The organism is Sphingomonas radicis (assembly GCF_051400635.1).
GTDB lineage: Bacteria > Pseudomonadota > Alphaproteobacteria > Sphingomonadales > Sphingomonadaceae > Sphingomonas.
In genome coordinates, this window is sequence record NZ_JBLFFG010000001.1 from 858,797 (window position 1) to 876,607 (window position 17,811).

The window sequence follows — 17,811 nt, forward strand, 5'->3', positions numbered from 1 at the left end:
CGACGCCAGGGAAGGGACTCAGAATTTGAACCGCGCACCGAACTGGAAGCGCCGGTCGGTCTTGCTCCAGTTGGAGTCGATGAAGACCGGCTTCGCGCCCGGCGTGGCCGAAGAGTCGCCGAAGACCTGCTGCTGGTAGACCAGGGTCGTATCGAGCAGGTTCGATGCTTCCACCGACAGCTCGATATTGTCGTTGAGCGAGAAGCGGATCGATCCGTCGAGGAAGCCCGCCGCCTTCTGGAACACTGGCAGGCCGATGCAGCAATCGAGATTGTTGGTCAGGAAGCTCGACCGCCAGTTGTACGCGAGCCGCATCGCCAGCGGACCCTTCTCGTACAGCCCGACCAGATTGAACACATGGTCGGAAATGCCCGCCAGCCGGTGCGAGTCGATCACCACGCCGCGCCCGCCCGAGACGTCGAGCCCGGCGCCGAACCCGCCGGTGCCGCCCGCGTCGAGCGCCCCCTGCGTGACGAGGTTCGAATTGTTGATCCCCGATTGGTGGACATAGGTGTAGTTGAGCTGCGTCCCGAGCCCGCTCAGCACGCCGGGCAGGAAGTCGAAGAACGTCTGGAACGCCGCTTCGAAGCCCATCAGTTCGCCGCCGTCCTCCTGGTTGCGCGGTCCGCGCATCAGCACGTCCTGGGTCGATCCGTTGGTGGTGAAGGTGCGGGCGAACTCGCCGTAAGCGATGCTGCCGTTGAGCTTCTTGTAGAAGCCGCCGATCGTGAACGAGCTGCTCGGCCCCCAATAGCTTTCGAAGGTGAGGTCGAACTGATCGGCAGTGATCGGCTTCAATGCCGGATAGCCCGATTCCGCGCGGAACACGAAGTTGTAGCCGGTGACCGCGCCCGCCGAATTGCGGATCAGATATGGCGAGCTCGCGCTGCCGTCAATGATCGGGCCCTGGATCGCCACGAAGTTGCGCAGCAGCCCGAAGTCCGGCCGCGAGATCGCCTTCGAATAGCCGAAGCGGATGAAGTTCTTGGTGTCGAGCCCGAAGCGGACGTTGAAGCTCGGCAGCCAGTTGTCATAGGACGCCTTGTAGACGTTCGGCGTGCCGCCGCCACTTGCGAAGGCAAGCACTTCGGGCGTCAGGAAGCAGGCCGGATTGACCACCCAATTGGGCGGCAGCTGCCCGCACGGCGTGATGTTGCTGAACGTCGTGCTGGGCGGATAGCCGACGCTGCCCTCGCTGCGGATGTCGGTGCGGATATAGCGCAGCCCCAGATTGCCGCGCACCGTCACGCCGCCGAAGATCGTCCGGTCGCCGCCGAAGCGCAGCATCGCATAGGCGGCGTTGGTCTTCTCGGTCACGTCCATCACTTCGGACGGAAGGTAGCAGCCGAGCACGGTCGCATCGGGCCGATCGCAGATCGGTGTCCAGCTGAGCGGCGAGCCGGTGGTCGGGCCGCTCAGCCCCTGCACCAGCCGGGCACGGTCCCGCAGCGTGTCGCGGTTGAGATAGACCAGCGGGCCGTTGTCGTAGACGCTGCCGTTGAAGAAGCCGTCGCCGAGCGAGACCGACTCCCACATGCCCTCGCCATAGCCCTGGAAATTGGGCCGCGCGCCGCAGCCGGCGGGGTAGGGGGCAGGGCTGGTGTTGTCGAGGTTGAAGCCCGGCCCGTTGCAGTTCCAGTTCGGCGCGACCGGTGACCAGTTGAAGGTCGAATAGCGCACCACCTGGTTGCGGTCCGAATAGCGCCCGCCGACCTTGATCGCATCGAGCCACCCGCCCTTGTCGAACTCATATTCGAAGTCCGCGCGCAGTGCGGTCGCCTGGGCGTCATTGTCCTCGAGGTGCGACTGGATGAACGGGATCCAGTAATTGTGCGGGTTGGCGATTCCGCCCGCCGCATAGTTAACGTTCGATCCGGGCAGCAGCGTGACGTGCGGCGTGCCGTCGTCGTTCACGCTGTACTCGACGTTCGCCATCGATCCGCTGGCGACCAGGATGTCGTCGTTGTTCGCGAACGCTTCGATCCGCTGCATGTCGAGCGTGAAGCGGGCGTTGTCGGTCAGCTCCCACTGGAGGTTGGCCGAATAGTCGCGCGTGCCTTCGCTATGGTCGAAGTTGCGCGCTTCGTTCTGGAAATAGAGCCCGTCCTGAAGCGTCGAGCAGGATGCCCCCGCGCCGCAATAGTTGACGAAGGGCAGGCCGGGCACCGCCGATCCGGTGTCGATCGCCTCCTGCAGGCTGCTCCAGCTTCCCCGCCAGCTGCCGTGGCCCTGGGTGAGCGTGCCCGACTGGAGCATGCCGTCAGGACCGAACACGAATGCCGAGCCGCCGGGGGCCGGCCCGAGCACTGTCGTCGCGCGGGGGCGGAAGGCTGGCTGACCGAAGTAATTGCCCTCGAGCACCACATGCGAGGCGCGTTCCAGCCAGGCGTTGTCGTAGCGCGAGTCCATGAACTGGAAGGTCGCGCGGAATGCGCCGGTCGGATCCTCGTACTGCGCGGCCACGGCGATGCCTTGGCGCGTGCGGTCGTAATCGACCTGCGAATAGCGGATGCCGTCGGGCGCAAACGCCCAGCCGGTGCCGCCGAACGGATTGCCGGTGCAGGCGACGCTTCCGTCCGAATTGACGATGCCGCTTCCGTCCGGGTTGGTCGCGCCTGCCGAGCAATAGGTGTCGATCTTGTCCATGATCACGCTTTCGGTTCGCGTGACGACATGGCTGCGGGCATAGTTGGCGAGGATGCCGAACCTGCCGATGTTGGTGTCGGCCGAATAGCTGATCAGGCCGGAGAACTCGCCGGTCCATTTGTCCGAACGGTGGCCATAGACTGCCTTGGCCGTGCCCGCCACGACCAGCCCGTCGGCGTCGAAGGGCAGGCGCGTGCGCAAGTTGACGGTGCCGGCGATGCCGCCTTCGATCATGTCGGCGGTCTGGTTCTTGTAGGCGTCGACTCCCGCCATCAGCTCGGGCGAGATGTCGTTGAAATTGAGCCCACGGTAGGAATCCGCCGAGAAGCTCTCGCGCCCGTTGAACTCGGTGCGGACCCAGGTGAGGCCGCGGATCAGCACGCTCGTGGGTTCGCCCGACGGGTGGGTCGAATCGTCCGAGGACTGGAGCCGAGACACGGTGACGCCGGGCACGCGAGCCAGCGCGCCGGAGACCGAATTGTCGGGGAATGCGCCGATGTCGGTGGCGGTGATCGAATCGACCACGGTGTCGGCATCGCGCTTGCGGTCCTGCGCGGTGGCGAGCGCCCGGCGGACGCCGACCACCAGAACTTCGTCGGCAGGCGGCTCGTCCTGGGCGGATGCCTGCTCCTGCGGCGCCGGCGAGTCGTCCTGCGCATGCGCGGTGCCGGTTAGCCCCATCAGCGCCACTGCCGCCAGCGATACGCCGGCCGTCAAATTCATCTTCCTCATCAAGACCTCCCCGTCTTTTCCGCCCCGTTTTCGGGACCGTGTTCGCATTCCTTGGGCTTTGCGGCCCGTCACCTGTTCGGAGAAGCGCAAGACGCATTGGATTCCGGAAGCGCAGCCGCGCTCCGCGTCGCTGAGATAGCCTCTGGAATCCGCTTTCGCCGCGCCTTCGCCCTGTCTGCCCTCCTCTCCAGCAGCGCACCACTTGGCGTCGCCGCATCGTGATCGAGCCTCTTTTGCCGGCCGCACGGAAATGCGACTCTGCAACGCAGGGCTTCGATTTGCGTAAAATTGCATGATGCTTTGCACGCAGCAAGCAAGAACTAGGCTCTGACGCGAGTGCTACGCGAGAGATTAACAAATATCGGTAATATAACAAAATATTGTTGAATTGAGATCGCTAACACGCGATCTCCCTGTTGCACGGGAGCAACATTCCGTTTGCGATAGCCCGGAATTTATGCAACTTTTGCATAATGCGAGCACGTTCTGCACAGGATTCCGGATATCGAGCGGCCGGTTCAGCCGGTGCGCAGGTCCGCGCGCAGCGGGATAGCGAGGGTGAAGGCCGCCGCCAGCGCGAGCGAGCCGCCGGCGAGCACCAGCGCCCAGATCGCCTCGCCGCCGAATCCGCGGCCGATCAGCGGACCGAGCACCGTCGCGGCGACCAGCTGCGGCAGCACCAGGAACATGTTGTGGATGCCCATGAACACGCCGGTCTTGTGCGGCGGCACGCCGCTCGCGAGCATGGCATAGGGCATCGACAGGATCGACGCCCAGGCGACGCCGATGCCGAGCGCCGGCAGCCACAGCCAATGCGGATCGTGGATCGCGAGAAAGCCGGTGAGTCCCGCGGCGCCGGTCAGCAGGCAGAGCGCGTGAGTCCAGCGCCGCCCCAGCCGCGTCGCAACCGCCGGCAGCAGCAGCGCCACGATTGCCGCGACGCCGTTATACCCGGCGAACAACACCCCCACCCAATCCGCCGCGGCATTGTAGCCGGCGGAAGCAGCGTCGGCGGTGCCGTAATGGCGAGCGGCCACCGCGGGCACCGTGTAGATCCACATCGCGAACAGCCCGAACCACGTGAAGAACTGCACCACTGCCAAGCGCCGCAGCACGCGCGGCATGTGGAGCATGTCCTCGACGATCTCGAACATGCCCAGCCGCGTCCGCCCGCGCCGCCGCAGCCACACCGAAGTGAGCTGCGCCGCGCCGAACAGCAGCGCGAGCCCCGCGACGACATGGATCTCGCGCTCCCAGCCCGCGTTCGCCGCAAAGGCAGCCAGCGCGCCGCCGCCCGCCACCCAGGCGAGCCCCTGGCGCGTGAGCAGCGCCGCACCGCGCGCGCTCGGCACCTCGTGCACGTCCTCATGCTGCTCGATCGGGGCAGGGGGCCGCTCGGGCGTGGTGAACACGGTCCAGGCCACCGCCGCGATCAGGCATATCGCCCCGATGTAGAAGGCCATGCGCACCGACGGCGGCAGCGCCCCCGCCGTTCCGTGGCCGCTGAAGCCGAGCCACTGGGTGAGCGCGAACGGCAGCGCCGATGCGAACACCGCGCCCGCGCCGATGAAGAACACCTGCATCGCGAAGCCGGTGGTCCGCTGCTCCTCGGGCAGCGTATCGGCAACCAGCGCGCGGAACGGCTCCATCGCGATGTTGATCGAGGCAGTGAGCAGCCACAGCATCAGGCTCGCGGTCCACAGCGCGCCGGCATTGGGCATCGCGAAGAGCGCGATCGCCGCGAGCATCGCACCTGCGAAGATATAGGGGCGCCGCCGCCCCCATCGACCGCGGGTGCGGTCGCTCAGATGGCCGATGATCGGCTGGACCAGCAGTCCGGCGGCCGGCCCCGCGATCCACAGGATCGCCAACTCGCCCACGTCCGCGCCCAGCGTCTGGAAGATGCGGCTGGTGTTGACGTTCTGCAGCCCCCAGACGATCTGCACGCCGAACAGGCCCACGCACATGTTCCAGATCTGGAAGCGCGTGAGCCGCGGCCGGTCCCGCGCCGTTCGCTTCGCTTGCAAGTCCCCCCCTTCGATGCGCTAACACCGCCGCTTCGCGGCCAACCAGCTTGAGGCTTATGGGCAGCACTAGCAACAGCAATACCACGCTGCAGGACCTCGCGCGGCTGGCCGGGGTGTCGGTCTCCACCGTCTCGCGCGCGCTCAACGATCACCCGCTGATCAGCACGCGCACCAAGCAGAAGATCTGGGCGCTCGCGCGCGATCACGACTATCCGTTCCGCGCCTATATGCCGGCCGCGCCGATCGGGGCGGAGGGCTCGATCGCAGTCGTGCTGCCGCACATCAAGGGGCGGCCGGTGCCGCTCTCGCATCCCTTCTTCCTCGAGCTGCTCGCGAGCATCGGCGAGGCCGCGCGCGCCCGCGACTGCGACTTCACCGTGAGCCACACCGCGCCCGTCACTTATGAGGACGTCGTCTCGGCCGCCACCACCAGCCGCGCGAGCGGAGTGATCTTCCTTGGCCAGAGCATGCTCCACGAAGCGCTCAATCGGCTCGCGGAGACCAGCGCGCGCTTCGTCGTCTGGGGCGCGCAGATGCCGGGCCAGCGCTATTGCACGATCGGCTCGGACAATCTGCTCGGCGGACGCCGCGCGACACTGCACCTCGTCCGGCTCGGGCGGCGCAACATTCTGTTCCTCGGCGGCAGCGACCCTGAGGCGATGCAGCGCCGCCGCGGCTATCTGGAGGGGCTGCGCGAAAGCGGGATCGAGGCCGATCCCAAGCTCGTGGTGCCGGTGGAGTTCGAATATGAATCGGCCGAGACCGCGGTCAGCAGGCTTCTTCGCAAGCGAATGGCGTTCGACGGGATCATCGCCTCGAGTGACCTGATCGCGCTCGGCGCGATCCGAGCACTGCGCCAGGCCGGCCTCTCGGTGCCGCGTGACGTTTCGGTGGTGGGCTATGACGACATGCTGCTCGCACGACTAAGCACGCCAGCGCTCACCACCATCCGCCAGGACACACAGGCGGCCGGACGCAAGCTGGTCGCGCGCATTCTCGATGCAGCCGACGATCACCCGTCAGAGCGCCTGCCCACCGATCTGATCGTCCGCGAGTCCTGCGGCGCATGACGTGGTGCGCAGCTTCCTCGAAAAAAAACTCTCCAGCGAAGCCGGGATGGTGTCGCGCAACTCCTTCCGAGCCTGGCCTTTGCTAGACGACTCCCAACACCAAAGCGGTCGCGCCGTTGGATCGTACCTCGCTCCCATGACCGGGCACTCTTGACCGCTGCCATGATCCTGCGAGGGTTTCTGGGCCTTGGCCGCTCGGCTGCGGATGCGCAGCGGCGAACAAATTGCTCGGTGCCGGCCGAGGAGCAGTGATCTACAGGAGAAGAAGCGGCCCGTCCGAAGGCCGAGCTCAGCATTTCCCCGCCGCTCGCACTTGGTCGAGGAGGATGTATATCGAACGAAGGCTTTCGGGCGTGACGGTCACCGGGTTGAACGATCACTATTGGGGGGCGTAGCTGCCAAAACAGAAGCTCATGCACCTGAATTCAGATGAGCACGGTGGCACCCGGTCAGCTGTTGCCTGAATACCCAGCGCTGGCCAGTGAAACGTTCGATCACTTCCGCCGCGGTCCGCGAATGCTGACTCGGCTTCACGGTCGTGAAGCTGCCGCCACCTGCCAGCGCGAGCGGAAGCAAGAGCTGGTCCGCTAGATATGGGCCGGCGAACGCATCGGATGCCAGGAACCCGGACATGCGATGAGCCGCAGTCTTGGCGAGAGTCTCAGCGGACACCAAGCTTGCCGAAACCGGTAACGATCTCGGTCGCATTCTCGAACACTGCCTTGAGCAGCAGCGCGTTGCCCGGTCCCTGCTCGTCGGGAAGCTGACGGACGGCGAAGACGTCCTCCGGCCAGTCGGGCAGAAGCTTGCGCGCCGTGGCGAGTTCACGCTCGGCGATGTTGAACGGCAGCGCTGCGAACAAGGCCGTCGCCGAAACCGATTGCAGCGCGCGGCCGATCGCCGCCGCAGCTTCCGCGAAGCCCGTGCCGGCGCGGTCGAGATCGGGAACGGCGACCACGCTTCGCGAGGGCGGCTCGGTGCGTCTGTCTGGCGGCGGCGTAACCGCCATGTTCGACTCCCGAACGGGGCTGCTCTCGGGGGTCAGTAGCAGCGGCCGCCAGATTGCGATCGCCAATGGTCCGCGCCTGGTGGCCATGGGCGCGCGGATGGAGGCGGAGCCCGCCTGGACCGAGCTGAACGGATCGGGCGCGGAGTACCGGCCTGCCAGCCCGACCTTGGCGAACTTGGTCGAGGTGAGGCTCAACGATCCCCGGCGCGAAGGCTGGGCGGGTTTCAGGCTAGAGATTTCGGAGGACGGCAAGCGCTGGCGCACCATCTATTCAGGCAGACGCGGCGCGCGAGACCCTAGCCGCTACATGGTCGCGCCGACGCGGATCGCAGCGGTCCGGGTCTCCGATCTCGCCGCGTCCGACAATGCGCCCGTTTCGATCGCTTCGGTACGGCTGGGCTATGAGGCCGCCCGCTTCGCTCTACCCGAAGCGGGTCCGGTCACGATCCGAAACGGAACCGAACGTGATCCCGTCACTGGCAAGGAGCGCGCGTGGCTCGAGGCCGACGGTGCGGGGCGGCTGGATAAGGTGCGCTGGACGCTGGCGAGTGATGGCACCCTGTGGCTCGACTATAGCTACTCCTTGTCTGGCCGCTTCATTTATCATGGGGTCACCTTCGATACGCCGTTGGGCGAGATCGACGCCGTGCGCGTGCTGGCAGACGGCCCTCGCCCGGTCTGGCAGAACCGGCTGCGCGGAATGCTCTGGGCGTGCACATGCTCGCGGCCCGTGGCAGCGATACGCTGCCGCCGCCCGATCAGGCGGGATATTATTCCGGCGTGCGCTGGGCGCGGTTCGTTTCGCGGCGAGGGAACTGGGTGGTTTCCAGTGATACGCCTGCTTACTTTCGGATCGGCACTCGCCTGAATGACTTCCCAACACCTCGCCCGCGTTCCCGGGCGGCGACGTCTCCTTCCTGAGTGCGATCCCCGCGATGGGGTCGAAGTTCATCTCTGCGGAGGCGTCGGGGCCGTCTGGCGAGCCTGCGCTGGCTGACGGACGTTACGCGGCGCGGCTCACATTCTCGCTGCTTTCGCCCGCCCCGTGAGACGCACAACCGCAGTGAATGCGGGAATGCGATTGCAGACGGGCCGACGATAGCCTCGCCGGATTTCCTTTGCTACGAAAAGTCAGACTAAAGGCTTATTGCGAGCCGCGGGAACGCGACCGGCACGAGATAATGGAGGGGCGAAGATCTATGATCCGTCGGCGTGACCTGGTTGCGGCAGGAGCGGCACTGCCTGTGCTGACCGTGGTCCCTGCGGCGGCCAGACCCGGTGCACTACGCAATCCGCTGATACTGCAACGCGCCGATCCGCAGATCCTTCGTGCAGACGGTTGGTATTATTTCATGGGTTCCGTGCCCGAATATGATCGATTGGCGTTACGCCGCGCGCGCACGATCGCAGGGCTTGCGACTGCGCCGGAGACAGTGATCTGGAGGCGGCCGGCGAGCGGCAGGCTGGGCGGCTATATCTGGGCCCCGGAAATCCACTATTTCGACGGTGCGTGGCACATCTATTTTGCGGCAGGGGACTCGGACCAGAAGTTCCGTATCCGCACCTATGTGTTGCAGGCGAGGGGGTCCAATCCGCTGACGTCCGACTGGGCTATGCTCGGCCAGCTGCGGACGCCGTGGGACAGCTTCACCCTCGACAGCACGATCTTCGAGCATCGGGGACAGCGCTATATCTGCTGGGCGCAGCACGAGCCCGGCATAGAGACCAACAGCAATCTCTATCTCGCGCCGCTGGCGAGTCCGACGACGCTCGCCGCCGCGCCGGCGCGGCTGACGGTGCCCGAACTCGACTGGGAAATCCAGAAGTACAAGGTCGCGGAAGCGCCGGCGCTGCTGGCGCGCAACGGCCGGCTGTTCCTCACCTATTCGGCCAGCGCTACCGACGACCGATACTGCATGGGCATGCTGACGGCGCAGGCCGACGCAGACATCATGGATCCGAAATCCTGGGCCAAGTCGCCGATGCCTGTGTTCGCCTCCTCGGAGGAGAACAAGGTCTACGGACCTGGACACAACAGCTTCGTCGTGGACGAGGACGGGCGTGACCTGCTGGTCTATCACGGCCGGGACTATCGCGAGATCAAGGGTGATCCGCTGTTCGATCCCAACCGACACACGCGTGTGCAGCCGATATCTTATACGGCCGGCGGGGTGCCGGATTTTGGTCGGCCGGTGAAGAACGGGTCGGTCGCCTAATTCGGTGGGGACGGGGCCATCTGACCGCGGCGCAACAGAGTTGATCTCTATCATCAGACAATTTGTGGACGGGTTTCATGATTTGCGCTGAACGGCATTGCGCGATGAGGTTCATCCGCGGGATAGCGCTGACTATGAGCGCCGCGGCAGAAACCCAAGCGCAAGGCCGGCGTTCGCGCAGCCTCAGACGGGTCTCAAGCGAAGGAGCAAATGATCGGATTGTCTCATGTGGTGGTGGCGCTGGCTCTGATGGTTCCGACAGCGGCGTTTGGCCAGGCCCCGAATCCACGGCCGAAAAAGACCAACAAAAGCGTTGGTATGTCGGCGAACTCGCCCAATCTCGTCGGAAAGATATTTGAAAAAGGCTTCCTCCCCAGTCACTTACGCGACGCCGATGGACGTCTGTGGATGGGGAAAATGGTGCCAGGAGAGCTTTGTCGCAGGGCGCCTAAGCGATTGATTTCGCAGTCAAATCATAGACTTGCGAAGTCGCCAAGGGCACCGATAGCACGATCTGGATTCGTGGAAAAGGCTGGACGTGAATGGACAGGGCGGTTCGAGTCCTTCTGGGCAGAGGCTGGTTGGGCTCGTGTCCGAAATACGCCTACAAATTTCGGACGGATTACGGTTGCGTTTTGTCCGAAAAACATCTACAAATTTCGGACAATGAATGAGCCCGTTGATCTGAAGACCCGCATCCTGCAGCGCATCAGCGCCGGTGCGCCACGCAGCGTATGGACGGCGGCGGACTTTCTCGACCTCGCTACGCGCGATGCCATTGACAAAGCCCTCCAGCGTCTCGTCGCCACCGGCACGCTCCGCAGGATCGACAGAGGCCTATATGATAAGCCGGATTTCAACAGCCTCACCAAGGCGCCGAATCCCGCCGATCCTCGCCAAGTGGTCGAGGCGATCGCCCGTCGCGATCAGATTCGCGTCCTGGTCGACGGCATGACTGCCGCCAACGACCTTGGTCTCACCAACGCGGTCCCCGCCAAGATCGTCGTTCACACCGATTCCCGACTGAAGCCGGTCCATCTTGGCAATCTCGAAATCACTTTCCGGCCCACGGCCGCCAGCAAACTCTTTTGGGCCGGTCGCCCGGCCATGCGGATCGTCCAGGCTCTCCACTGGTTGCGCGACTCTACGGCCGACGCCGAAGAGGACGGTTCTATCCGCCATCGGCTCCAGCAGCTCCTCTGGTGCGAGCCGGATGGCGCGCGGCTACGCAAGGATCTACACGACGGCATGTCGGCATTGCCGGCGTGGATGCAGGACTATCTGAGAACCATCCTCACCGCCGAGCCCAAAGCCGCATGAACCCAAATTATGATGCGATCCTGTCTGCCGATCAGGACACCCGCGCGGGTCTGTTTACCGCGACCGCGCAGCGCCTCGGCACAACGCCGCAGAATGCCGAGAAGGACTTCTGGGTCTGCTGGACGCTCGATACACTCTTCAACGGACTTCCCGAAGGCCCGAGGCTGCTGTTCAAGGGCGGCACTTCTCTGTCGAAGGGATTTGGCCTCATCCGCCGCTTCTCTGAGGATATCGATGTAACGGTCTTCCGCGACGACCTCGGCGAAGCCGCGAGCGTGGAGGAGCTGCAGGCGCTGAGCCGCAAGAAGCGCGACGCTGCGCTCGATGCGATCAAGGCGGCCTGCGAAGCCTATATCAACGGACCACTTCTGCAGCAGTTGTCCTCAATCGCCGCAGCGACCGCCGGGCGGATCGGCCTACCGGCCAACTGGCTCCGCGTCACACCGCATGATGGGGACAGCCAGACGCTGCTGGTTCTCTATCCGACCGCGACACCTGCCGACGGCTATATCGACAAGGCAGTGAAGATCGAGTCCGGTGCCAAATCCGCGCTCGATCCCAACGCAGTCCATTCAATCCGTCCCTATGTCCACGACGACGCCCCCGACCTCGACCTGACCGTACCGAACGTCACCATCGTCGATGCCGAGCGAACCTTCTGGGACAAGGTCGTAATTCTGCACGGGCTGCGCCGCTGGTTCGATATCCGCGGCGAACTGCGCGGCGGCGGCCACCGCGTGTCGCGCCATTATTACGACATCCACATGCTCATGGAGGCCGACCTAGGCCAGAAGGCGCTAGCAAACCCCGCCCTCGGCGCCGATTGCGTCGCGCACGCACGCATGTTCTTCAACCGGCCCGACTTCGACTTGGCATCTGCGGTAGCCCCCAGCTTCACGTTGCGCCCCGAAGGGGCGATGTATGACGACCTGCGGCGTGACTATGCAGCGATGAGCGCCATGATCTTCGGCGCCGCACCCGATTTTGACGCCGTGATTGAAAGTGTCGCGGCGCTGCAATCGAAGCTGAATGAGGCGTCCTCGCAAGACTGAAGGCGTCACCGGACGGCACGGCAAGGATCGGAAATATCCTCGCCAAGGTAGCCTTCATAGTTCCAACTACCCGTCGCAAGCGGACTTCGGCATACGAGTGTTGAGCGTGACACCATGCGACAAATCCTCTGAGAGCTTCCGATTCTGTCGAAGGATTTGTCAACGTTACGCATCGAATTCCCTGCATCGCTCGGCCAAGGCGAGGCACCGCCGCTCTTCGTTGTCGACGGCGAGGGGAAGGCCGAACTGGTCAACTACCGGCTGGGGGACCGCTTCTATGTGGTCGACCGGATCTTCGATGCCGCCGAGCTGCGCCTCGGGCTCGAGAAGCAGCAGGTCGTGCGGATCGAGCGGGTGGCACAGCGTGAACGCAGGAGGGGTGCATGACGGATACCGCGTCTACCGAACCGCCCGCCCAAATCTCTCCGGCGAAGCTCGATCTCGAAACGCTCAGCATCCGGTCGCGCCCGGCGCGGGCGATCCGTTTCAAGCGCGGTGCGATCATCGGAGCCGCGGCGCTGGGATCGGCGAGCCTGATGGGCATTGCCTGGATGGCGCTCAAGCCGCAGGTCTTCCGGCAGGTCACCCAGGACAGCGAGCTGTCCCAGCCCATGGCGAAGCCGGCATCCGACGCATTGGCCGGCCTGCCCGCCAGCTATGGCGACGTGCCAAAGCTCGGCCCACCGCTTCCCGGCGACCTTGGACGTCCGATCCTGCGTGCCCAGGCGCAGGCCAAAGTCCAGGCCGAGCCGGCGCACGCTGATAGCGCCGAGGCAGCGCGGCAGCAGCGGCTTGCCGAGCTGAAGACGGCCCGGGAGTCCGGATTGATGGCCCAGGTGGCGACGGGCAAAAGCCCGGCTGCGCCATCGGTGTCGGACGCGATGGCGGCAATGCCCGGCATGCCCGCCGCAGCGATGGCCGATGCCGGCACACGCAAGGAGCAATTTGCGTCCGCTCGCGATACGAGCGGCGATCTCAACTCGGGCGGGCTGGCGGCACCGGTCTCGCCGAACAGTCTGCTCGCCGGCAGCGTCATTGCGGCGAGCTTGATCACCGGCCTCAATTCCGACCTGCCGGGTATGGTCACCGCACAGGTGACGCAGAATGTCTTCGACACGGTCACCGGCAGCATCCTGCTCGTGCCGCAGGGCGCCCGGCTGATCGGCAAGTATGATAGTGTGGTTGCGTTCGGGCAGCGACGCGCGCTGGTCGTCTGGCAGCGGCTGATCCTGCCGGATGGCAGCTCGGTCTCGCTCAACAACATGCCGGCGACCGATCCGTCCGGCTATGCCGGGCTCGCAGACAAGGCCGACTTTCATACATGGGCGCTCCTCAAGGGCGTGGCGATCGCAACCGTGCTCGGCGTCGGTTCGGAACTCACGATCAGCGGCGAGAGCGATCTCGTGCAGGCGATCCGTGAATCCGCTCAGTCGAACACGGCGCGGGCCGGCGACCAGATCACCCAGCGCAACCTCGACATCCAGTCGACGATCACGATCCGGCCGGGCGCGCCCGTTCGCGTGCTGGTGACCCGCGATCTCATCCTCGCGCCGTGGCGCGGAAAGGCAGGCTGACATGGCAGAGCTGAAGCTGGGCAAGTTGCCCGACCGCACGCCGGTCAAGCTGGCGATCACGATCACGCCCGACCTCCAAGCCGCCCTCCAGAGCTACGCAGCCATCTATGCCGCGACCTATGGTGTCGAGGAACCGGTCGCCGATCTCGTTCCGGCGATGCTCGCGGCGTTCCTCGAAAGTGACCGCGGATTTGTCAAAGCACACGAGGCTGCGTTGCGAGGGCAAAAATGATCGAGCGGGCATGGGAAAAGAAGATCGAGCCGCTGACGGTTCGCATTTCGACGGCGGTCCGGATCACGGGTCTGAGCCGGTCGCGCATCTATGAGCTGATCCCGTCCGGCGATCTCGACACGGTGAAGGTCGGCAGGGCGACGCTGGTACAATATGCGAGTCTCAAGGCGCTCACGGCCAGTCGCACCGTGCCCGACCCTCAACCCGTTCCCTCGTCCAAGCGATGAGTCTCGCGATATATACCCTGCAGGGGATGATCCGGCGCCATCCCCTGCGGGGTATGCGCGTCAGCCCCGCGATCGCCTGGCGCCGAAATCCGGGCGGAGAATTTTCCCTCCGTCCCGCAGCTCGTCGAGGTAGTCGGACCAGCGCTGCATCATCGCGACGCGTTCGTCCCAATATTCGCCGCGCGCATAGGCGCGACGGACCTGGTTGGTGTCCACGTGCGCAAGCTGGCGCTCGATTGCATCGGGATTCCACTCGCCCATCTCGTTGAGCAGCGTCGCTGCCATCGCCCGGAAGCCATGCGCAGTCATCTGGTCGGTCGTGTAGCCGAGCTTGCGTAGGCCCTGGTTTACGGCGTTCTCCGACATCGCCTTGCGCGGCTTGTCGAGGCACGGGAACAGGTATTTCCACCAGTGCGTGTGCTCGTGAAGCTCCTTGAGCATCGCGATCACCTGCCGTGACAGGGGCACGCGGTGCGGCCGACGCATCTTCATGCGTTCCGCCGGTATGAACCAGATCGCCTCGTCGAAATCGATATCGGTCCATTCGGCCTGCCTCAGCTCGCCGGGCCGAAGCAGCACATGTGGGGAGAGCCGCATTGCCATGACGGTGACCTTGTGGCCGCTGTACCCGTCAATGGCCCGGAGCAAAGCGCCGACCTCGGACGGCCGCGTGATGGCCGCGAAATGCTTGACCTTGGGCACGGCGATCGCGCCGCGTAGGTCGGCGGCGACATCCTTGTCGCAGCGAACCGTCGCCACTCCATAACGGAACACGCGGCTCAGGACGCTGCGCATGCGCCGCGCACTCTCGTAGGCGCCGGTCGCCTCGACCTTGCGAAGGACGGCGAGTGCCTCATGCGGCGTGATCTGCGCGATCGGGATGGTGCCGATCAAGGGATAGGCCTTGGCGAGAAGCCAGCGGATCTTGTCGACGGTCACTGGCGCGAGGCCGTCCCGCTCGCATTTGACGAGCCATTCCTCTGCGACCGCCTCGAAGGTGTTGGCAGCGGCGTATTTGGCGGCGATCCGGGCGCGCTTTTTCTCCAGCGCCGGATCGATCCCCTCGGCAATCTTCTTCTTGGCTTCGTCGCGCCGGGCACGCGCCTCTGCGAGGCTTACGGTTGGCCATCCACCGAGATGAAGCTTCTTCTGTTTGTCCAGAAAACGGTAGTTGAAGCGCCACAGCTTCGAGCCGTTGGGCTGGATGACGAGATAGAGGTTTTGGGAATCGGAAAGGTTCCAAGCCTTCGCTCTCGGCTTGGCGGCATTGATCTGGATGTAGGTCAGCATGGTCGTTTTCCCAGCAAGGCCGGGTCGATCCGAGTGCAGCAAAAAGGGCAGCATTTTGTGGTCGCTGCTGATGCCCTTAGCCGGATTTCGCTGGACGGTGTCTGGCGATTCTCGGCCTAAAAATGCTGTGAAACCAGCCGCTTACTGGACGCTGCTGGACGTATCCAGAGCCAGTATTGGTGCCCAGAAGAGGACTCGAACCTCCACGGCCTTGCGACCGCCAGCACCTGAAGCTGGTGCGTCTACCAATTCCGCCATCTGGGCACGGGGTAGGCGGGGCGCTCTAGTGGAGGGTCGAGGCGGTTGTCAACGGCGGAATCGACGGCGGCGGACGTGATCGCATGCCGGCAACGGCACGGCGGAAGGGAAGGGGCCGTACGGCATCCGCACCTTGCCCAAAGCGCCGTCACGCGGCATGGGACGGCCAAGTTGAGGTTCGTGAGGCAGGCATGAAGGACAGGCTGGTAACGCTGATCGGCGGCGGCGGATTCGTCGGGCGCTATGTGGCGCAGGAGCTGTATCGCGCGGGCGCACGCGTTCGTGTCGCGCAGCGCCGGCCGCGCGACGCCTGGTTCCTGAAACCGCTCGGCGGCCTAGGCCAGACGCAGTTCATCGCGGCCGACGTGACGCGTCCCGAGACGATCGCGCGCGCCGTGGACGGCGCCGATCACGTCGTGAACCTCGTCGGCACGTTCGGCCGCGACATGCGGGCGGTGCACGTCGAAGGTGCGCGCAACGTCGCCGCAGCGGCAAAGGCGGCGGGTGTCGAATCGCTCGTCCATTTCTCGGCCCTCGGCGCGGACCTCGCCTCTGATTCGGCCTATGGCCGCACCAAGGCCGAAGGCGAGCAGGCAGTGCTCGAAGCCTTTCCGCACGCCACGCTGCTCCGCCCGGCGACGCTGTTCGGGCGCGAGGACCAGTTCGTGAATCGCTTCGCCGGTATGATCGCGGCGCTTCCGGTGGTGCCGGTGCTGCGCCCGCAGGCGAAGTTCCAGCCCGCCTATGTCGCCGACGTTGCCGCGGCGGCGGTGGCTGCGCTGCGCGATCCCCGCGCGCACGGCGGCAAGACCTATGCGCTCGGCGGGCCCGACGTGCTCACCATGGCGGCGCTCTATCGCTGGATAGCGCAGGCGATCGGGCGCAAGCCGGCGCTCATCGAGCTTCCCGACGCGCTGAGCGGCATGGTCGCGATGTTCGGCGCGATGCCGGGCGCGCCGATCACGCGCGATCAGTGGCGCATGCTCCAGCGCGACAATGTCGTGCCCGCAGGTGCCGAAGGCTTCGCCGCCTTCGGGATCACGCCGACGCCGCTCGCCGCGGTGGCGCCCGACTGGCTCGTGCGCTTCCAGCGTCACGGCCGTTTCGCGGGGCTCCGCGAACCTGCTTGAGGCTTCCTCCGCCATCGTCGCACCACCGGCGCGCCCGGCATGCGGCGCGGCTGCCTAGACAAGGCCTAAGATAAGGGGCGTATCGCCGAATGTCCGAACTGCTCGTCGCCGTCCTGCTCGGCATCGTCGAAGGCCTCACCGAGTTCCTGCCCGTTTCGTCGACCGGCCATCTGATCCTGGGCGGCGAGCTGCTCGGCTTCACCGACCAGAGCTCGATCACCTTCAAGATCGCGATCCAGCTCGGCGCGATCCTCGCGGTGGTGGTTGCCTATTGGCAGCGCTTCTGGACGGTCGGGTGCGGCATCCTCGCCGGGCGGCGCGAGCCGATCCTGTTCACGCGCAACATCCTGCTCGGCTTCCTGCCGGCGATGGTGATCGGCGTGCTGGTCTATGACGCTGTGCGCGCGGCGATGCAGACGCCGGTGATCGTCGCGGTGGCGCTCGTCGTCGGCGGCATCGCGATCCTGGTCATCGAGCGGATGGTGAAGCGCGTGCGCGTCGAGAGCGTCGAGGCGATGCCGCTCCGCACTGCCGTCTCGATCGGCGTGGTCCAGTGCATGGCGATGCTCCCGGGCGTCAGCCGTTCGGGCGCCACGATCATGGGCTCGCTGCTGATGGGCGTCGAGCGCAAGACGGCGGCCGAATTCAGCTTCTTCCTTGCCGTGCCTACCATGGCGGCCGCGACTGCCTATGCGCTGTTCAAGGATCGCGCGCTGCTGAGCCTCGACGATCTCCAGATCATCCTCGTCGGTTTCGCTTGCGCCTTCCTTGCCGCGCTCGCGGTCGTGAAGGCCTTCGTGCGGATCGTCGGGCGCTATGGTTTCGCGCCTTTCGCCTGGTACCGGATCGTGATCGGATCGATCGCGCTGGTATGGCTGCTGATGCGATAAGGTCCGTTGCGGTACTAAATAGCTGAAGAGTTTTCGTGCATTCGACTGAAAGAACAGTTCTCTCGATTTAATAGGTCATAGTTATTGACCTAAATGCGTGTTTTCACGTGACTCGGCGATCGCTTTCCTATAGGCGCG

At 65.1% G+C, this 17,811-nt stretch carries 16 protein-coding genes and 1 tRNA gene; 11 read left to right on the forward strand and 6 right to left on the reverse strand.

Translation table 11 applies throughout. The annotated features are described in order from the left end of the window. Window positions 1–18: 18 nt before the first annotated feature. Window positions 19–3,378 (reverse strand): TonB-dependent receptor, encoded by a 3,360-nt coding sequence (locus tag ACMGDH_RS03895; RefSeq protein ID WP_436826598.1) that lies wholly within the window; start codon window positions 3,376–3,378, stop codon window positions 19–21. Window positions 3,379–3,896: 518 nt separating this feature from the next. Further along, a complete protein-coding gene (locus ACMGDH_RS03900; RefSeq protein ID WP_436826599.1) occupies window positions 3,897–5,405 on the reverse strand; it encodes an MFS transporter in 1,509 nt (502 codons plus the stop codon). A 56-nt stretch (window positions 5,406–5,461) separates the two neighbouring features. On the opposite strand from ACMGDH_RS03900, the gene ACMGDH_RS03905 reads away from it, so the two are divergent. Then, a complete protein-coding gene (locus tag ACMGDH_RS03905; RefSeq protein ID WP_436826600.1) occupies window positions 5,462–6,475 on the forward strand; it encodes a LacI family DNA-binding transcriptional regulator in 1,014 nt (337 codons plus the stop codon). 411 nt (window positions 6,476–6,886) lie between these two features. Here ACMGDH_RS03905 and ACMGDH_RS03910 read toward each other — a convergent pair whose 3' ends face one another. Together ACMGDH_RS03910 and ACMGDH_RS03915 are read right to left on the reverse strand one after the other, a co-directional pair. Next, window positions 6,887–7,183 carry an RNA 3'-terminal phosphate cyclase gene (locus ACMGDH_RS03910; RefSeq protein ID WP_436826601.1) on the reverse strand — a complete coding sequence of 99 codons (297 nt, stop codon included), beginning with the start codon at window positions 7,181–7,183 and terminating at the stop codon, window positions 6,887–6,889. Further along, window positions 7,137–7,484 carry a hypothetical protein gene (locus tag ACMGDH_RS03915; RefSeq protein ID WP_436826602.1) on the reverse strand — a complete coding sequence of 116 codons (348 nt, stop codon included), beginning with the start codon at window positions 7,482–7,484 and terminating at the stop codon, window positions 7,137–7,139. Before ACMGDH_RS03915 ends, ACMGDH_RS03910 begins: the two co-directional genes overlap by 47 nt. On the opposite strand from ACMGDH_RS03915, the gene ACMGDH_RS03920 reads away from it, so the two are divergent. The 8 genes from ACMGDH_RS03920 to ACMGDH_RS03955 all read left to right on the forward strand — a co-directional run bounded on the left by ACMGDH_RS03920 (window position 7,483) and on the right by ACMGDH_RS03955 (window position 14,105). After that, complete coding sequence (locus tag ACMGDH_RS03920; RefSeq protein WP_436826603.1) at window positions 7,483–8,352, forward strand: hypothetical protein; 870 nt, start codon at window positions 7,483–7,485, stop codon at window positions 8,350–8,352. The two genes, ACMGDH_RS03915 and ACMGDH_RS03920, sit on opposite strands and share 2 nt — an antisense overlap. 331 nt (window positions 8,353–8,683) lie before the next feature. Next, on the forward strand, window positions 8,684–9,700 hold the full coding sequence (locus tag ACMGDH_RS03925) for a glycoside hydrolase family 43 protein (protein ID WP_436826604.1): 1,017 nt from the start codon (window positions 8,684–8,686) through the stop codon (window positions 9,698–9,700). Between the two features lie 210 nt (window positions 9,701–9,910). Continuing rightward, window positions 9,911–11,020 (forward strand): DUF6088 family protein, encoded by a 1,110-nt coding sequence (locus tag ACMGDH_RS03930; protein WP_436826605.1) that lies wholly within the window; start codon window positions 9,911–9,913, stop codon window positions 11,018–11,020. Further along, on the forward strand, window positions 10,966–12,072 hold the full coding sequence (locus ACMGDH_RS03935) for a nucleotidyl transferase AbiEii/AbiGii toxin family protein (RefSeq protein ID WP_436826606.1): 1,107 nt from the start codon (window positions 10,966–10,968) through the stop codon (window positions 12,070–12,072). Before ACMGDH_RS03930 ends, ACMGDH_RS03935 begins: the two co-directional genes overlap by 55 nt. Window positions 12,073–12,228: 156 nt before the next feature. Continuing rightward, window positions 12,229–12,459, forward strand: coding sequence for a TrbG/VirB9 family P-type conjugative transfer protein (locus ACMGDH_RS03940; protein WP_436826607.1), 231 nt, complete (start codon window positions 12,229–12,231; stop codon window positions 12,457–12,459). Continuing rightward, window positions 12,456–13,646, forward strand: coding sequence for a TraB/TrbI/VirB10 family type IV secretion system protein (locus ACMGDH_RS03945; RefSeq protein ID WP_436826608.1), 1,191 nt, complete (start codon window positions 12,456–12,458; stop codon window positions 13,644–13,646). Before ACMGDH_RS03940 ends, ACMGDH_RS03945 begins: the two co-directional genes overlap by 4 nt. Before the next feature lies 1 nt (window position 13,647). After that, window positions 13,648–13,878 (forward strand): DUF2274 domain-containing protein, encoded by a 231-nt coding sequence (locus ACMGDH_RS03950; RefSeq protein WP_436826609.1) that lies wholly within the window; start codon window positions 13,648–13,650, stop codon window positions 13,876–13,878. After that, on the forward strand, window positions 13,875–14,105 hold the full coding sequence (locus ACMGDH_RS03955; protein WP_436826610.1) for a DNA-binding protein: 231 nt from the start codon (window positions 13,875–13,877) through the stop codon (window positions 14,103–14,105). Before ACMGDH_RS03950 ends, ACMGDH_RS03955 begins: the two co-directional genes overlap by 4 nt. 60 nt (window positions 14,106–14,165) lie before the next feature. Here the strand turns inward: ACMGDH_RS03955 and ACMGDH_RS03960 are convergent, their stop codons facing one another. Both ACMGDH_RS03960 and ACMGDH_RS03965 read right to left on the reverse strand, forming a co-directional pair. Continuing rightward, window positions 14,166–15,395, reverse strand: coding sequence for a tyrosine-type recombinase/integrase (locus tag ACMGDH_RS03960; protein ID WP_436826611.1), 1,230 nt, complete (start codon window positions 15,393–15,395; stop codon window positions 14,166–14,168). 177 nt (window positions 15,396–15,572) lie between these two features. Beyond that, window positions 15,573–15,659, reverse strand: a tRNA-Leu gene (locus tag ACMGDH_RS03965). A 185-nt stretch (window positions 15,660–15,844) separates the two neighbouring features. On the opposite strand from ACMGDH_RS03965, the gene ACMGDH_RS03970 reads away from it, so the two are divergent. Together ACMGDH_RS03970 and ACMGDH_RS03975 are read left to right on the forward strand one after the other, a co-directional pair. Then, window positions 15,845–16,783 (forward strand): complex I NDUFA9 subunit family protein, encoded by a 939-nt coding sequence (locus ACMGDH_RS03970; RefSeq protein WP_436826612.1) that lies wholly within the window; start codon window positions 15,845–15,847, stop codon window positions 16,781–16,783. Between the two features lie 89 nt (window positions 16,784–16,872). Beyond that, the gene (locus ACMGDH_RS03975) at window positions 16,873–17,673 is read left to right on the forward strand and encodes an undecaprenyl-diphosphate phosphatase (RefSeq protein ID WP_436826613.1); all 801 of its coding nucleotides are present in this window, start codon (window positions 16,873–16,875) and stop codon (window positions 17,671–17,673) included. Window positions 17,674–17,811: the final 138 nt, after the last annotated feature.

Excerpts from the sequence above, each read along its gene's own strand:
- ACMGDH_RS03895 (WP_436826598.1), bottom strand. The coding sequence starts at position 3,378 with ATGAGGAAGATGAATTTGACGGCCGGCGTATCGCTGGCGGCAGTGGCG.
- ACMGDH_RS03905 (WP_436826600.1), top strand. The coding sequence starts at position 5,462 with ATGGGCAGCACTAGCAACAGCAATACCACGCTGCAGGACCTCGCGCGG.
- ACMGDH_RS03910 (WP_436826601.1), bottom strand. The coding sequence starts at position 7,183 with ATGCGACCGAGATCGTTACCGGTTTCGGCAAGCTTGGTGTCCGCTGAG.
- ACMGDH_RS03920 (WP_436826603.1), top strand. The coding sequence starts at position 7,483 with ATGTTCGACTCCCGAACGGGGCTGCTCTCGGGGGTCAGTAGCAGCGGC.
- ACMGDH_RS03915 (WP_436826602.1), bottom strand. The coding sequence starts at position 7,484 with ATGGCGGTTACGCCGCCGCCAGACAGACGCACCGAGCCGCCCTCGCGA.
- ACMGDH_RS03925 (WP_436826604.1), top strand. The coding sequence starts at position 8,684 with ATGATCCGTCGGCGTGACCTGGTTGCGGCAGGAGCGGCACTGCCTGTG.
- ACMGDH_RS03930 (WP_436826605.1), top strand. The coding sequence starts at position 9,911 with ATGATCGGATTGTCTCATGTGGTGGTGGCGCTGGCTCTGATGGTTCCG.
- ACMGDH_RS03945 (WP_436826608.1), top strand. The coding sequence starts at position 12,456 with ATGACGGATACCGCGTCTACCGAACCGCCCGCCCAAATCTCTCCGGCG.
- ACMGDH_RS03950 (WP_436826609.1), top strand. The coding sequence starts at position 13,648 with ATGGCAGAGCTGAAGCTGGGCAAGTTGCCCGACCGCACGCCGGTCAAG.
- ACMGDH_RS03955 (WP_436826610.1), top strand. The coding sequence starts at position 13,875 with ATGATCGAGCGGGCATGGGAAAAGAAGATCGAGCCGCTGACGGTTCGC.
- ACMGDH_RS03960 (WP_436826611.1), bottom strand. The coding sequence starts at position 15,395 with ATGCTGACCTACATCCAGATCAATGCCGCCAAGCCGAGAGCGAAGGCT.
- ACMGDH_RS03970 (WP_436826612.1), top strand. The coding sequence starts at position 15,845 with ATGAAGGACAGGCTGGTAACGCTGATCGGCGGCGGCGGATTCGTCGGG.
- ACMGDH_RS03975 (WP_436826613.1), top strand. The coding sequence starts at position 16,873 with ATGTCCGAACTGCTCGTCGCCGTCCTGCTCGGCATCGTCGAAGGCCTC.